Below are 14,838 nucleotides of genomic sequence, written 5' to 3'. Positions count from 1 at the left end.
ACCCCCGGGCGGGCCGTCTCGTTGCGAGGGGTGCACGCCCTGAGAAAGGATCGTCGGGTGCCGTCGTCGTCCCGTGGCTGGTCAGCCGCCGCCCCGCTGGTCTCCGTGCTGCTCGCCGCCCCGCTGCTGGTCGGGGCCGCCCCGGCCGGCGCCGCGGCGCCCGCCGCGCCGCCGCTGCCGGCCGCCGACCCGCTGGCCCTGACCGGGGAGATCACCGACCAGGTCGGCGCGCTGTCCGGACACGAGAGCACCGTGCAGGCGGCCCTGGACGAGCTGTCCGCGGAGACGCAGTACCAGCTGTACGTGGTGTACGTCGACGAGTTCAGCGGCGACCGGATCGCCTGGGTCGACGAGACCGCGAGCCTCACCGGCCTCGGCTCGAACGACCTCGTGCTCGCCGTCGCCACCGAGCAGCGCTCCTACGTGCTGGCGCCCGAGAGCGTCCCCGGCCTGTCCGGGGGCGACCTGGACCGGATCGCTGCCGACGTCGAGGACCGCCTGAGCCAGGAGGACTGGGCGGGTGCCGCGGTCACCGCGGCGGACGAGGTGCGCGAGGCCGCCACCGGCGGCGGGGGCGGCTCCGCGCTCGGCTGGCTGTTCGTCGGCGGCCTCGTCGTCATCGCCGCGATCAGCGCGGTCGCGTGGGCGTCGTCCCGCCGCCGGCAGAGCCGGCAGGCCGTCGGCGCCGGCGTCCCGGGGCGCTTCCCGGGCGGCCCGCAGGCCCCCGCCGGCCCGGCCGACGAGCTCGCCGCGCTGCCCACCGCCGAGCTCGACCGCCGGTCCGCGTCCGCGCTGGTCGGCATCGACGACGCCCTGCGCGCCTCCGAGCAGGAGCTCGGGTTCGCCCAGGCGCAGTTCGGCCCCGACGCCACCCGCGAGTTCGAGCAGGTGCTCACCCGCGCGAAGGCGGACGTGACCGAGGCGTTCCGGCTGCGGCAGACCCTGGACGACGACGTGCCGGACACCGAGCCGCAGGTCCGCGAGACCGCGACCCGGATCCTGCACGTGGTCGGTCGGGCGTCCTCCGCGCTCGACGCCCAGAAGGACGCGTTCGACCGGCTGCGCGACGTCGAGTCCCGCGCCGGGGAGGCCCTCGACGCGCACGAGCGCACCGCGGCCGACCTGCGGGCCCGGGTCGAGGGGGCCCGCGCCACGCTCGGCACGCTCGCCGCGCGGTACCCCGCGGACGCGCTCGCCTCGGTGCAGGGCAACCCGGACCAGGCGCTGGCGCTGCTCGACGAGGTCGGCACCGCGCTCGCGCAGGGCCGGTCGGCCGTCGCCGGCGGGGACCGCGGGGTCGCCGTCCGGTACGCCCGGGCCGCCGAGGAGGCGCTGGGCCAGGTCCGGACGCTGCTCGACGGCGTGGACCGCGCCGGCACGGAGCTCGCCACCATCGGCGCCCGGCTGGACGCGGCGATCGCGTCGATCTCGTCCGACGTCGACGACGCGCAGCGGCTCGCCCCGCGGCACCCCGAGGTGGCGGCGCGCGCCGAGGCCGCCCGCGCCGCGATCACGACCGGCCGGGCCGCGCGGGCCGGCGACGGCGACCCGCTCGCCGCGCTGCGCGCGCTGACCGACGCCGAGGCCGCGATCGACCGCGCGCTCGCCCCGATGCGCGAGGCCCAGGACCGCGCGGGCCGCGCCCGGCAGCTGCTCGACCAGACGCTCGGCCGGGTGGACTCCGCGCTGCGCGGCACCACCGACTACATCGAGACCCGGCGCGGTGCCGTCGGCCCGGAGGCGCGCACGCGGCTCGCCGAGGCCGGCCGGATGTTCCGCGCCGCGGTCGACCAGCGGGACACCGACCCGGAGACCGCGCTGGGCCAGGCGCAGCAGGCCGACCGGCTGGTCCGCGAGGCGCAGCAGCTCGCGCAGCGTGACGTCGACTGGTACGACCAGCAGCGCCGGGGCGGGCCCGGCGGACGACCCGGCGGTGGCGGGTTCGGCGACATCGGGGGGATGGTGCTCGGCGGCATCCTCATCGACTCGATCCTGCGCGGCGGAGGCGGCGGCTGGGGCGGCGGCGGGGCGCACGGCGGCAGCTGGGGCGGCGGCGGCTTCGGCGGCGGCGGGCGCGGCGGCGGGTTCGGCGGCGGTGGCGGCTTCGGCGGCGGCGGCCGCGGGGGCGGGTTCTAGGACATGTTCGGCAGACGCAGGAAACGAGAGAGGCACGAGGCGATGACCGAGAAGCAGAGCATCTTCGGGCGGATCACCCAGCTCGCGCGGGCGAACATCAACGCGCTGATCGACCAGGCCGAGGACCCGCAGAAGATGCTGGACCAGCTGGTCCGCGACTACACGAACTCGATCGCGGAGGCCGAGAAGGCCATCGCGCAGACGATCGGCAACCTGCGCCTCGCCGAGCAGGACTACAACGAGGACGTCGCCGCGGCCCGCGAGTGGGGCGCCAAGGCCCTCGCCGCCTCGTCCCGCGCCGACCAGTACCGCCAGGCCGGGGACGCGGCGAACGCCGACAAGTTCGACAACCTGGCCAAGGTCGCGCTCGGCAAGCAGATCGCCTCGGAGGGCGAGGTCCGCGACGCCGAGCCGCTCATCGCCTCCCAGCGCGAGACGGTCGAGAAGCTCAAGGCCGGCCTGGCGCAGATGAAGGACAAGCTCGGCCAGCTCAAGCAGCGCCGCGACACCCTCGTCGCCCGGCAGAAGTCGGCGCAGGCGCAGCAGACGGTGCAGACCGCGATCTCGTCGATCAACGTGCTGGACCCGACCAGCGAGCTCGCCCGCTTCGAGGAGAAGGTGCGCCGCGAGGAGGCCCTCGCGATGGGCCAGGCGGAGATCGCCGCGTCCTCCCTCGACTCGCAGTTCGCCGAGCTCGAGGCCGACGGCGCGCAGATCGAGATCGAGGCCCGGCTCGCCGCGCTCAAGGGCGGCGGCCAGCCGCAGCAGCTCGGCAGCACCCCGGTCACGCCGCAGATCGAGGCCTGAGGCCCCGGACGCAGCACGGCCCGGCACCCCGCGCGGGGTGCCGGGCCGTCGTGCGTCCCGGGGTCAGACCGTCTCGCGCTCCGCGGCCCGCACGGCCACCAGGCCGGCGAACGTCCGGGCGATCCGGGCGCCGTCCGCGCGCACCCGCTCGTCCGCGGCGGTCACGGCCTCGGCGATCGCGGCGCGCTCCTCGGGGGCGTCGCCGGCGTCGACGGACCAGGCGTCCATCAGCGCGGGCGAGGCCTCGGGGTGGAACTGCAGCCCCCAGGCCGCGTCGCCGATCCGGAACGCCTGGTACGGGTACGTGCGGGACGCCGCGAGCCAGGTCGCGTTCCGCGGCAGGTCCACGACCGCGTCCGCGTGCATGGTCGGCATCGGGGTGCTGCGCGTCGCGTCGCGCTCGGCGTCGGCGGCCAGGTCGCCGACGAGCGGGTCGGCGGCGGCCTCGGGGCGCCAGCGGACGTCGACGATCCCGGCCTCGCGCCCGGGAGGGGCGGCGACGTCGACCCGGCCGCCGGTCGCGACGGCCAGCAGCTGGGCGCCCAGGCAGATGCCGAGCGTCGGCACGCCGGCGCGCGCGGCCCCGGCCAGCAGGGCGCGCGTGGCGGGGATGCCCGGCTCGTGCTCGTCGTGGGCGGACATGTTCCCGCCCAGGACGACGAGGCCGTCCAGGTCCGCGGCGTCGCCCGGGTCCTCGCCCGCGTACGCGCGGACCAGGCGGACGTCCACCCCGTCGAGGTGGTCGGCGAACCGGTCGAGGGGCACCGCGGCGTCGAGCTGGACGACGGTCACGACGGGCGTCAGGGAACCGGTGGGAGAATCGGCTGCACTCACGGGGCCGTACCGTACCGCGATCCGCGCGCGGACAGGTCGCTCCCAGGAAGCACCCAGCCTCCGGGCGCACACTGGGGCGGTGACCGCAGCAGACCGCACCCCCGAGGCGACGCTCCTCGTCGTGGACGACGAGCCGAACATCCGCGAGCTCCTGGCGACGTCCCTGCGGTTCGCCGGGTTCGAGGTGCACGCGGCCGCCGACGGCGGCGCCGCGCTCCGCCTCGCCAGGCAGGTCCAGCCCGACCTGCTGGTGCTCGACGTCATGCTGCCCGACATGGACGGGTTCACCGTCACCCGCCGGCTGCGGGACAAGGGCCAGCACGTGCCGGTCCTGTTCCTCACCGCGCGCGACGACACCGCGGACAAGATCACCGGCCTCACCGTGGGCGGCGACGACTACGTCACCAAGCCGTTCAGCCTGGAGGAGGTCGTCGCGCGCATCCGCGCCGTGCTGCGCCGCACCCGCGCCGAGGTCGAGTCCACCAGCGTGCTGTCCTACGAGGACCTCGAGCTCGACGAGGACAGCCACGAGGTCCGGCGGGCCGGGCAGGTCGTCGACCTGTCCCCCACCGAGTTCAAGCTGCTGCGCTACCTGCTGCTCAACCCCGGCCGCGTGCTGTCGAAGGCGCAGATCCTCGACCACGTCTGGCAGTACGACTGGGGCGGCGACGCCAACATCGTCGAGTCCTACATCTCGTACCTGCGCCGCAAGGTCGACCAGGTCGAGCGCCCCGACGGCACGAAGGTCGACCCCCTGATCCAGACCAAGCGCGGCGTGGGCTACATGCTGCGCCGCCCGAGCGGGTCGTGACCACGACGTCGCCGGCGCGGGAGGCGCCGGAGGGGGCGGCGGCGGACGGAGGGCGCGACGGCGGGGCGCGCGGGGCGGTCGACGGCGTGGTGCGCCGGGTCCGGGACGTGTGGGCGCGGACGCCGCTGCTCGCGCGGCTGGTGGGGATCACGACGGTGCTGCTGGCGATGGGGCTCGGCATCGCCGGCACGGCGACGACCACGCTGCTGTCCCGCTTCCTGGTGGAGCAGTTCGACGAGCGCCTGGTCGCCGCGAACGAGACGTACAAGGAGCACGTCGGGGAGGTCTACGGCGCGACCGGCAGCCTCGACGCGCTCAAGGGCACCTACGCCTGGGGCGCCTTCGACTACGCCCTGCGCGCCGAGATCGACGGCGACGCGGTCGAGATGACACCCGGGCCGAGCACCACCTCGAAGTACGGCGAGCCGCGGCTGCCCGACCTGGACACCGCGACGCTGACGCGCGCCAGGACCGTGACCATGACGAGCGACGTGCGCGGCTCCGCCTGGCGCGGCATCGTCACCCCGATCGTGAGCAAGGGCTCCACCGGCGAGCGGACCGTGATCGGCTACCTGCTGTACGCCGAGCCGCTCGGCGACGTCCAGGGCACGGTGCGGCAGGCCGCGATCCTGCTGTGGACCTCGGCCGCCGCCATCGTCGTCATCGGCGCGGTCGTCGGCACCTGGGCGGTGCGGCGGTCGCTGCGCGGCCTGCGCGAGATCGAGGGCACCGCCGCGCAGATCGCCGCCGGCGACCTGTCCCAGCGTGTGCCGGCCGCCCCGGAGACCACCGAGGTCGGCCGGCTCGGCGCCGCGCTGAACTCGATGCTCGCCCAGATCGAGACGGCCTTCGACGCGCGCACCCGCTCCGAGGAGCGGATGCGCCGGTTCGTCGCCGACGCCTCGCACGAGCTGCGCACCCCGCTGGCCGCGATCCGCGGCTACGGCGAGCTGTACCGGATGGGCGCGCTCACCGAGAAGGACCAGGTCGACGACACCATGCGGCGCATCGAGCAGTCGGCGACCCGGATGGGCGGGCTGGTCGAGGACCTGCTGGCGCTCGCCCGGCTCGACGCCGACCGGCCCGGCCGCGCGGAGCCCGTCGACCTCGCCGTGCTGGCGACCGACGCGGCGCACGACCTGCGGGCGATCGACCCGACGCGCGAGGTGCGGGTCGGGCCGCTGGCCGACGCCCCCGCGGGCGCACCGGGCGCCGTCGGCGACCTGCCCGCCACGGTGGTGCGCGGCGACGAGGCCCGGCTGCGCCAGGTCGTCGCCAACCTGGTCGGCAACGTCGCCCGGCACACCCCGGCGGGCACGCCCGCCGAGATCGGCGTCGGGCGGGTCGGCGACCGCGTCGTCATCGAGGTCCGGGACCACGGCCCCGGCATCGCCCCCGAGCACGCCGCGCGGGTGTTCGAGCGGTTCTACCGGGTCGACCCCAGCCGTACCCGCGAGGGCGACGGCACCGGCGGCGGCGCCGGGCTCGGCATGGCGATCGTGGCCGCGATCGTGGCGGCGCACCACGGCGACGTCGCCATCTCGCAGACCCCGGGCGGCGGCGCGACGGTCCGCGTGGCCCTGCCGTCGGGCGCCCCGGCGGACACGCCCGAGGGCGACGGCGCCTGCCCGGACGACGCCCGGGATCACCCGACCGGCTGACCCCGCACGCGTGGCGGAACCCCGTCCGGATGGGTCTACGATGGCGCGTCCGAGCAGGGTCGTCTGTCGCAGTGAGGCTGTTCCCATGGGCGTCTACGACGCGCCACAGTGGCTGTTGTCCGCGTTCGTCCGCAGCGCGAAGGGGGCGGGGGCCACCGCCCCCGACGAGCGCGTCCGGGAGGTCGGCGCCGACCTCGTGGAGCGGTGGACCGGCCCCGGCCGGACGTACCACAACCTCCGGCACCTGACCGACGTGCTGGCCCGGGTCGACGAGCTCGCCGAGGAGACCCACGAGCCCGACCTGGTCCGGCTGGCCGCCTGGTACCACGGCGCCGTGTTCGACGGCCGGCAGGTCGCCGCGTACGCCAACCGCGGCGGCGAGGACGAGGTGGCCTCCGCCCGGCTGGCCCGCGAGCAGCTCACCGACCTCGGCGTCCCGACCCCGCGGGTCGAGCGCGTGCACGAGATGGTGATCGCGCTGGTCCGGCACGTCGCCGACCCGAGCGACTTCGACTGCGCCGTGCTGTGCGACGCCGACCTGGCGATGCTGGCCGCCGAGCCGCAGCGCTACAAGGCCTACCTGCACGACGTGCGCGAGGAGTACGCCGACATCCCGGTGCAGGACTACCTGCGCGCCCGGGAGCGGATCGTGCGCAAGCTGCTCAAGCGCCCCAGCCTGTTCGTCAGCCCGCTGGGCGCGGCGTGGGAGGAGCCCGCGCGGCAGAACCTCGGCGCCGAGCTGCACAAGCTGGAGAAGGTGCTGGCCGAGCTCGAGGCCCAGGACTCCGGGGCCGACGTCCCGGCGACCCCGCCGACCGAGCCCCCGGGCCCGGCCGACGCGCCCGGGACCGTCCGGCCCGCGCGCCCCGCGGACGCGCGGCACCCCGTCCGGCACGGGGCGTGACGGTCCTCGTCGACCCGCCGCTCTGGCCCCGGCACGGCCGGACCTGGTCGCACCTGGTGAGCGACACCTCGCTCGACGAGCTGCACGCGTTCGCCGAGCGCGCCGGCCTGCCGCGCCCCGCCTTCGACCTGGACCACTACGACGTGCCGGACGAGAAGCACGCGGAGCTCGTCGCGCTGGGCGCGGTCCCGGTCTCGGCGGGCGAGCTCATCCGCCGCCTGCGCGCGAGCGGCCTGCGCGTCCCGGCCCACGCCCGCCCCCGCCACGCGCACTGACCCCGCGCCGCGCCGCGCTGCGCTGCGCCGAGATGGCAGCTCTCGGCTGTGGCGCGGCAGCCCCGCGCAGCCGCTCCACGCCGCCCTGTGCCGCCCCTCGCCCGCGCCGCCAACCCACGCACACCTCTCCCCGGCGCACTCCTCCCCGGCGCGCGCCCCGCGCCGCACGGCTCGCCCGCGCGCCCCGCGCCGTCGTCACGCGCTGCGCCGCGCCGCGCCGCCGAGTCCCCCTTCTCACCCCTGAGCCGCCCCGCCCACACAGGCAGGAACCCGGAGACCCGCCGAACTTGCACTGGTTGCGGGGTTGGGGACGCTCGAACCCCGCAATTACTGCAAGTTCGGCGCGGGCTCGGGGCGGGGCGCGAGGTGTGGGCGCTGTGCGAGGCGCAGCGCGGGTGGGCGCAGTGCGAAGCGGCGCGTGCGCGGACGCGGGGCGCGGGCATGCGTGCAGGGCGCCCGGGACGCAGGACGGGCCGGCCACCCGAAGGTGACCGGCCCGTCCTGGAGCGGTGCGGGCGCTCACGCGCCCGCCGCGGCGGGACTCAGAAGTCCATGCCGCCCATGCCGCCGTCGCCACCGGGCACGGCCGGAGCGGCCTTCTCCGGCTTGTCGGCGACGACCGCCTCGGTGGTGAGGAACAGCGCCGCGATGGACGACGCGTTCTGCAGCGCGGAGCGCGTGACCTTGACCGGGTCGTTGACGCCCGCGGCCAGCAGGTCCTCGTACTCGCCGGTCGCGGCGTTCAGGCCCTGGCCGGCGGGGAGGTTGCGCACCTTCTCCGCCACGACGCCGCCCTCGAGGCCCGCGTTCACGGCGATCTGCTTGAGCGGGGCGTCGATCGCGACCTTCACGATGTTCGCACCGGTCGCCTCGTCGCCGACGAGCTCGAGCTTCTCGAACGCCACGGCACCGGCCTGGATGAGCGCCACGCCACCACCGGCGACGATGCCCTCCTCGACGGCAGCCTTCGCGTTGCGCACGGCGTCCTCGATGCGGTGCTTGCGCTCCTTGAGCTCGACCTCGGTCGCCGCGCCGGCCTTGATGACGGCCACGCCGCCGGCCAGCTTGGCGAGGCGCTCCTGGAGCTTCTCGCGGTCGTAGTCCGAGTCGGAGTTCTCGATCTCGGCGCGGATCTGGTTGACGCGGCCCTGGATCTGGGCGGCGTCGCCGGAGCCCTCGACGATGGTGGTCTCGTCCTTGGTGACGACGATCTTGCGCGCCTGGCCGAGGACCTCGAGGCCCACGGTGTCGAGCTTCAGGCCGACGGTCTCGGAGACGACCTGGCCACCGGTGAGGATCGCCATGTCCTGCAGCATCGCCTTGCGGCGGTCGCCGAAGCCCGGGGCCTTGACGGAGACCGACTTGAAGGTGCCGCGGATCTTGTTGACGACGAGCGTGGCCAGGGCCTCGCCCTCGACGTCCTCGGCGACGATGAACAGCGGCTTGCCGGACTGGATGACCTTCTCCAGCAGCGGCAGCAGGTCCTTGACGTTCGAGATCTTCGACTCGACGAGCAGCACGTAGGCGTCCTCGAGGACGGCCTCCTGGCGCTCCGGGTCGGTCACGAAGTACGCCGACAGGAAGCCCTTGTCGAAGCGCATGCCCTCCGTGAGCTCGAGCTCCAGGCCGAGGGCGTTGGACTCCTCGACCGTGATCACGCCCTCCTTGCCGACCTTGTCCAGCGCCTCGGCGATGAGCTCGCCGATCGCGGTGTCGCCGGCGGAGATGGACGCGGTGGCGGCGATCTCCTCCTTGGTCTCGATCTCCTTCGCCTGGTCCAGCAGGGCGGCGGTGACGGCCTCGACGGCCTGCTCGATGCCGCGCTTCAGGGCGATGGGGTTCGCGCCGGCCGCGACGTTGCGCAGGCCCTCGCGCACGAGCGCCTGGGCGAGCACGGTGGCGGTGGTGGTGCCGTCGCCCGCGACGTCGTCCGTCTTCTTGGCGACCTCCTTGACGAGCTCCGCGCCGATCTTCTCGAACGGGTCCTCGAGCTCGATCTCCTTGGCGATGGAGACACCGTCGTTGGTGATCGTGGGGGCGCCCCACTTCTTGTCCAGGACGACGTTGCGGCCCTTGGGGCCGAGGGTGACCTTGACGGTGTCGGCGAGGGTGTTGAGACCCCGCTCGATGCCGCGACGGGCCTCCTCGTTGAAGGCAATGATCTTGGCCATGGGGCTATCGATCCTTCACTCTGGCTCGTGGTTCGGCCGGTCGGTGCCCGCGACGGACGGCCGCGCCGCGCCGACGGTCATGTCCCGTCGTGCGGCGGACCTCACCGGGTCGGCCTGGGTTGTCATTCTGTCACTCTCGACCCGAGAGTGCTAAGCACATGGTTAGCACTCGACCCCCGCGAGTGCAAGGCGCTCCGCCCTCGGCGGACGGGCCGCCGTGGCCGCCGGGCGGACGCCTCCCGTGGTCGCACGGCCGCGCCGGATAGCCTGCCGGGATGCCACGCCGCCCCGTCGTCGCCGCCGCCGTGCTGGTCGCGCTGGCGGCGGGCCTGATCGCCTGGGGCGCCACCGGCCCGCGCACGCGCACGATCGAGCTGTACAGCGAGGGCGTCGTCGCCACGCCGGCGGGCCCGGAGCTCGTCCCGGCGGGCGGGGAGCCGCTGCTGCACACCGGCACCCGGGTGGTCGACGACCCGGCGACCACCGCCGACGACGACCTCGCCGCCGAGCAGCGCGCGTGGCTGGCCGCCGGGACCGTGCCGGGCGCCGACGGCCCGTACGCCGACCTGGTGACCGACGCCCTCCTCGACCTGCGCACGCTCGTGCAGGACGACGGCGCGGCCGTCGCCGCGTGGACGCCGTACTGGCGGTACGTCTGGCCGCGGGACGCGTCGTTCGTCGCGGTCGCGCTCGCCCGCACGGGTCACGGGGCCGACGCCCGCGAGGTGCTCGGGTTCCTCACCCGCGTCCAGGGCGAGGACGGGTCGTTCGAGGCGCGGTACCTGCCGGACGGCTCGGGCGCCGTGCCGGACGACCGGGCCCCGCAGACCGACGGCACCGGGTGGTCGCTCTGGGCGGCGGGCGAGGTGCTGGCCGCGACGCCGGAGGCGGACCGCGCCGCCGTGGCGGCCGAGCTCGCGCCCCTGGTCCGGCGGGGCGCGGCGCACGCGGTCGCGCTCGTGGCCGGCGACGGGCTGCCGCCGGCCTCGCCGGACTACTGGGAGGTCGCGGAGGACGAGCTCACGCTCGGCACGGTGGCGCCGCTGCTGGCCGGCCTGGAGGCCGCCGGCCCCGTGCTCGACCTGCTCGGCGACGACGCGGCGGCGCGGGACGCCCGGGACGCGGCGGCGCGCACCCGCGCGGCGGTGGAGCGCGCGTTCGGCGACGACACCGCGTACGGCCGGTACGCCGGCGGCAGCCTCCCGGACGCCGCGAGCGCGTTCGCGCTGCCGCCGTTCCAGCCGACCGCGCTCGACGGCGCGCTCGAGGGCTGGACGGCGTCCGCGGCGGCGATGGCGCGGCCCGCCGGCGGCCTGGCGCCGGGCGCGGGCTGGCGGCAGGACGGCATCTCCTGGACGCCGCAGACGTCCCTGTACGCGCTGACCGCGGCCGTCAACGGCGACGACGCGCAGGCGCGCGAGCGCCTCGACTGGCTGGACGCGCACCGCACGTCGATGGGCGCGCTGCCGGAGAAGGTGCTCGCGGACGGCTCCCCCGCCGCGGTCGCCCCGCTGGCGTGGACCGCCGCGTGCGTCGTCCTCGCGGTGGCGGCCCTCGACGGCTAGGCCGCCGAACCCTCCCTGGCGGCGGGCTCCGCGACGTCGCCGCGGGGCGGGGCGCCGTGCCCCGCCCCGCGGCGACGTGTCAGCGGGCGCTCAGAGCGGCTGGACCTGCTCGGCCTGCGGGCCCTTGGTGCCCTGGCCGACCTCGAACTCGACCGACTGGCCCTCCTCGAGGCTGCGGTAGCCGTTGGTCTGGATCGCGCTGAAGTGGACGAACAGGTCCTGGCCGCCGTCGGCCGGGGTGATGAACCCGTAGCCCTTCTCGGCGTTGAACCACTTGACGGTTCCCTGCGGCATGCGGTGCTCCTGAGGAAGGCGTGATCGGTGCGACGCAGGGGCCGTGGCCTCTCCCGGTTCTGGAGAGCGGTCACCGCGACGCGGCCGACACTAGCCCCGCCCCCCGACGTGCGGAAGGGGTCAGCCCGCGAAGTCCGCCAGCAGGAGGACGACCACGCCCTCCGGGGCGGTCCCGGCGTCCTCGACCACGTTGGCGATGCCGAGCGTGTCCGCGACCTGCTGCGCCGTGGGCGCGAGGTCGGCGCTCGCGTAGAACACGGTGCTCTGCACGAGCCCGCCGGCGTTGCCGTTGCCCGCCGTCACCGCCGTGAACCCGGCGCCCTCGAGGTCCGCCGCGGCGCTCGCCGCGAGGCCGGACCGGTTCGACGCGTTGAGCACCCGCACGTCGGCCGTGAGGTCCGCGGTCGGCGCCGGGACCTCCTCGACCGGCGCCTCCTCCGCGGGGGCCTCCTCGGCGGGGGCCTCCTCGGCGGGCGCCTCCTCCGCGGGCGCGGAGGTCGCCGGCTCGCTCGCCCCGGCGGCGGGCTCGGACGCGTCGCCGAAGCCGGGGATCCGGCCCTCCCAGGACGAGGCCCACACCACCAGGCCGACGGTGACGGCCGGGACGAGCACGACCACGGCGACGAACGGCCACCAGCGGCTCCACCACGTGCGGGGTGCGCGGTGCACGCCGATCGGCGCGTCGTGCGCCGGCTCGACGTCGAACTCGTCCTCCGGGAACCGGTCGCTGGCCTTGGTCACGGCGGACAGGCTAACGGCTCGGCCTGTCCACCCCGGCACGCGCGGCGCGTCGCGTGGGGGTGCCGCGCCTGCTCAGCCGTCCGCGCCGAGCCGGCGGGCGCTGCGGGCGCGCTGCCGGGTCGAGCGCATCCGGCGCAGCCGCTTGACCAGCATCGGGTCGTGGGCGAGCGCCGCGGGCGAGTCGATGAGGGCGTTGAGCACCTGGTAGTAGCGGGTGGCCGACATGTCGAACAGCTCGCGGATCGCCTGCTCCTTGGCGCCGGCGTACTTCCACCACTGCCGCTCGAAGGCCAGCACCTCGCGGTCGCGCTCGGAGAGCTCCGTGGGGGCGTCGGCGCCGCCGTCGACCGCCACCAGAGCCGGTCGTGCGTCCGTGCGCTCCGCCGTCGCGTCCACCCGTGCCGCCCTCCCGTGCTGCCGTCGGCCCGCCGCGTGCCGGCCGGCGTCCGGGCGCCATCGTACGGCGGGAATCACACGGCTGTCATTCCTCAACCCGGGCGCCGCCCGGGTCCCGCCCGCGCCCGCCGGGGCTCCCCGCCGTCGGCTAGCCTCGGGCCGCGTGATCCCCGCACCCCTGTCCGAGCTGGTGGCGCCCGACTGGGCGGAGGCGCTGGCGCCGGTCGAGCCGCTGGTGCACGCGGCCGGCGCGTTCCTGCGCGAGGAGGTCGCCGCCGGCCGGGAGTACCTGCCCGCCGGCCCGGACGTGCTGCGCGCGTTCACCCGGCCGCTGGCCGACGTGCGGGTCCTGGTGGTCGGCCAGGACCCCTACCCGACGCCCGGCCACCCGATGGGCCTGTCGTTCTCCGTGCAGCCGGACGTGCGCCCCGTGCCGCGGTCCCTGGCCAACATCTTCACCGAGCTCGAGGCCGACCTCGGCCTGCCCCGGCCGAGCACCGGCGACCTGTCGCCGTGGGCGGACCGCGGCGTCATGCTGCTCAACCGCGTGCTCACGGTCCGGCCCGGCGAGCCCGCGTCGCACCGGGGCCGGGGGTGGGAGGCCGTCACCGCGCGTGCGATCGAGGCGCTGGTGGAGCGGGGCGGCCCGCTGGTCGCGGTGCTGTGGGGCCGCGACGCGCAGTCGCTCGCCCCCGCGCTGGGCGGCGTGCCGGTGGTCGCCAGCGCGCACCCGAGCCCGCTGTCCGCGCGCCGCGGGTTCTTCGGCTCGCGCCCGTTCTCCCGCGTGAACGCGCTGCTCGCCGAGCAGGGCGGCGCGCCCGTCGACTGGTCGCTGCCCTGACCGCGCGGGTTCGCGCTGGAGCTGCGGGCGGCGACGGGGCCACACTGCTCGGGTGACGACGCACGAGGGGGCCGGGGCGACGACCCCGACGCAGGGCCGGGGCACCACCGACGACGAGCAGGCCGCGGGCGCCACGGGGGTGCCGCGCTGGCGCCGGTACGTCGCCGTCGGCGACTCGTTCACCGAGGGGCTGTGGGACAGCCCGCACGGCGAGGACGGGCCCGTGCGCGGCTGGGCCGACGTCCTGGCCGGGCTGCTCTCCGGGCGCCGGCGCGCCGCCGGGGCCGAGCCCCTGCGGTACGCGAACCTCGCGGTGCGGGGGCGCCTGCTGCGGCCGATCGTCACCGACCAGCTGCCGCGCGCCCTGGAGCTGGAGCCCGACCTGGTCAGCCTGGTCGGCGGCGGCAACGACATCCTGCGCCCGACCGCCGACCCGGACCGGCTGGCGAACGGGCTCGAGCAGGCGGTGGCGCGCGTCCGGGCCACCGGCGCCGACGTGCTGCTCGCCACCGGCTTCGACTCCGCGGGCTCGCCCGTCGTGTCCACTACGCGGCCCCGGGTGGGCGTTTACAACGCGCACGTCTGGTCGATCGCGCGCCGGCACGGCGCGCACGTGCTCGACCTGTGGGGCATGCGGCACCTGCGGGACATCCGGATGTGGGCGCCGGACCGGATCCACCTGACGTCCGAGGCGCACGCCCGGGTGGCGCAGGGAGCCCTCGTCGCGCTCGGCCTCGAGCCCGACGACCCGGCGTGGGACTCCCCGCTGGCGCCCGTGCCGCGCCCGCCGCGCGCGGAGCAGGCGCGGCAGGACGCGCGCTGGCTGCGGCTGTACGCCTACCCGTGGGCGACTCGGCGGCTGCGGGGCACGTCGTCCGGCGACGCCCGGGAGCCGAAGCTGCCGACCCTGACCGAGGTCTGAGGCTCAGCCCGCGGGGGCCGCGGCGGGCTCCGCCGCGTCGGTGACCAGGGCGAGCGACACCCCGGCGAGGTCCGCGACCGGCACGGGGTCGCCCGGCACGGGGACGACCGTCGTCGGGGCGGTCACCGGGGTGCGCGCCTCGGCGAGCGCCGCGTCGTCCGCCCCGTGCAGCGTCACGGCGACCTCCCGGCCCACGCACGCCTCGGGCACGTCCGACAGGGACGCCGCGGTCACGCCGTAGCCCCCGAGCCCGGCGACGTAGCCGACGTCGTAGTCCACGGCGATCCGGTCGACCACGCAGGACCCGGCGGGCACCGGGGCGTCGCCGTCCCAGGTGAGGGCGCGGGCCATCGACACCGCCAGTCCCGCGCAGCCCAGCCACGCCAGGGTGACCCCTGCCGCGCGACGCGCGCGGGCGTGCTCGTGCGCCATCGGCGCCCCCTCCGTGGAGACCCTGCCCGGTCGATCCGTCGACCTGGC

General features: G+C 76.4%; 15 protein-coding genes. 9 read left to right on the top strand and 6 right to left on the bottom strand.

Going from position 1 to position 14,838, the window contains the following annotated elements:
* The first annotated feature begins 57 nt into the window (after positions 1 to 57).
* Together Cpa01nite_RS18820 and Cpa01nite_RS04270 are read left to right on the top strand one after the other, a co-directional pair.
* Complete coding sequence (locus Cpa01nite_RS18820; protein ID WP_275406199.1) at positions 58 to 2,136, top strand: TPM domain-containing protein; 2,079 nt, start codon at positions 58 to 60, stop codon at positions 2,134 to 2,136.
* 42 nt (positions 2,137 to 2,178) lie between these two features.
* Entirely contained in the window at positions 2,179 to 2,943 is a 765-nt protein-coding gene (locus Cpa01nite_RS04270; protein WP_203667501.1) for a PspA/IM30 family protein, read from the top strand.
* Positions 2,944 to 3,006: 63 nt separating this feature from the next.
* Here Cpa01nite_RS04270 and Cpa01nite_RS04265 read toward each other — a convergent pair whose 3' ends face one another.
* Entirely contained in the window at positions 3,007 to 3,735 is a 729-nt protein-coding gene (locus tag Cpa01nite_RS04265) for a type 1 glutamine amidotransferase (protein ID WP_239068515.1), read from the bottom strand.
* A gap of 121 nt (positions 3,736 to 3,856) precedes the next feature.
* Here Cpa01nite_RS04265 and Cpa01nite_RS04260 point away from each other — a divergent pair, with 121 nt between their 5' ends.
* The 4 genes from Cpa01nite_RS04260 to Cpa01nite_RS04245 all read left to right on the top strand — a co-directional run bounded on the left by Cpa01nite_RS04260 (position 3,857) and on the right by Cpa01nite_RS04245 (position 7,428).
* The gene (locus Cpa01nite_RS04260) at positions 3,857 to 4,588 is read left to right on the top strand and encodes a response regulator transcription factor (protein WP_203667499.1); all 732 of its coding nucleotides are present in this window, start codon (positions 3,857 to 3,859) and stop codon (positions 4,586 to 4,588) included.
* Positions 4,585 to 6,249 (top strand): sensor histidine kinase, encoded by a 1,665-nt coding sequence (locus Cpa01nite_RS04255; protein WP_239068514.1) that lies wholly within the window; start codon positions 4,585 to 4,587, stop codon positions 6,247 to 6,249. Before Cpa01nite_RS04260 ends, Cpa01nite_RS04255 begins: the two co-directional genes overlap by 4 nt.
* Before the next feature lie 85 nt (positions 6,250 to 6,334).
* Positions 6,335 to 7,153 (top strand): HD domain-containing protein, encoded by an 819-nt coding sequence (locus Cpa01nite_RS04250; protein ID WP_239068513.1) that lies wholly within the window; start codon positions 6,335 to 6,337, stop codon positions 7,151 to 7,153.
* A complete protein-coding gene (locus Cpa01nite_RS04245; RefSeq protein WP_203667498.1) occupies positions 7,150 to 7,428 on the top strand; it encodes a DUF4031 domain-containing protein in 279 nt (92 codons plus the stop codon). The genes Cpa01nite_RS04250 and Cpa01nite_RS04245 overlap by 4 nt, the downstream gene beginning before the upstream one ends.
* Before the next feature lie 542 nt (positions 7,429 to 7,970).
* On the opposite strand, the gene groL is transcribed toward Cpa01nite_RS04245, so the two are convergent.
* Complete coding sequence (gene groL / locus Cpa01nite_RS04240; protein ID WP_203667497.1) at positions 7,971 to 9,599, bottom strand: chaperonin GroEL; 1,629 nt, start codon at positions 9,597 to 9,599, stop codon at positions 7,971 to 7,973.
* A gap of 275 nt (positions 9,600 to 9,874) precedes the next feature.
* On the opposite strand from groL, the gene Cpa01nite_RS04235 reads away from it, so the two are divergent.
* Positions 9,875 to 11,164, top strand: coding sequence for a glycoside hydrolase family 15 protein (locus Cpa01nite_RS04235; protein WP_203667496.1), 1,290 nt, complete (start codon positions 9,875 to 9,877; stop codon positions 11,162 to 11,164).
* 90 nt (positions 11,165 to 11,254) lie between these two features.
* On the opposite strand, the gene Cpa01nite_RS04230 is transcribed toward Cpa01nite_RS04235, so the two are convergent.
* The 3 genes from Cpa01nite_RS04230 to Cpa01nite_RS04220 form a co-directional block, all read right to left on the bottom strand.
* A complete protein-coding gene (locus Cpa01nite_RS04230) occupies positions 11,255 to 11,458 on the bottom strand; it encodes a cold-shock protein (protein WP_203667495.1) in 204 nt (67 codons plus the stop codon).
* A gap of 120 nt (positions 11,459 to 11,578) precedes the next feature.
* Positions 11,579 to 12,199, bottom strand: coding sequence for a LytR C-terminal domain-containing protein (locus Cpa01nite_RS04225; RefSeq protein WP_203667494.1), 621 nt, complete (start codon positions 12,197 to 12,199; stop codon positions 11,579 to 11,581).
* Positions 12,200 to 12,271: 72 nt separating this feature from the next.
* Positions 12,272 to 12,556 carry a DUF3263 domain-containing protein gene (locus Cpa01nite_RS04220; RefSeq protein WP_203667567.1) on the bottom strand — a complete coding sequence of 95 codons (285 nt, stop codon included), beginning with the start codon at positions 12,554 to 12,556 and terminating at the stop codon, positions 12,272 to 12,274.
* Positions 12,557 to 12,758: 202 nt separating this feature from the next.
* Here Cpa01nite_RS04220 and Cpa01nite_RS04215 point away from each other — a divergent pair, with 202 nt between their 5' ends.
* Positions 12,759 to 13,436, top strand: a complete 678-nt coding sequence (locus tag Cpa01nite_RS04215) for a uracil-DNA glycosylase (RefSeq protein WP_203667493.1) — start codon at positions 12,759 to 12,761, stop codon at positions 13,434 to 13,436.
* 139 nt (positions 13,437 to 13,575) lie between these two features.
* On the top strand, positions 13,576 to 14,358 hold the full coding sequence (locus Cpa01nite_RS04210) for an SGNH/GDSL hydrolase family protein (protein WP_203667566.1): 783 nt from the start codon (positions 13,576 to 13,578) through the stop codon (positions 14,356 to 14,358).
* Positions 14,359 to 14,361: 3 nt separating this feature from the next.
* Here Cpa01nite_RS04210 and Cpa01nite_RS04205 read toward each other — a convergent pair whose 3' ends face one another.
* Positions 14,362 to 14,790, bottom strand: a complete 429-nt coding sequence (locus tag Cpa01nite_RS04205; protein WP_203667492.1) for a hypothetical protein — start codon at positions 14,788 to 14,790, stop codon at positions 14,362 to 14,364.
* Between the last annotated feature and the right edge of the window lie 48 nt (positions 14,791 to 14,838).

Source organism: Cellulomonas pakistanensis, from assembly GCF_016862755.1.
Taxonomy (GTDB): Bacteria; Actinomycetota; Actinomycetes; order Actinomycetales; family Cellulomonadaceae; genus Cellulomonas; species Cellulomonas pakistanensis.
Note: the sequence above shows the minus strand (reverse complement) of the source record. Positions and strands in the feature narration are given on the sequence as shown.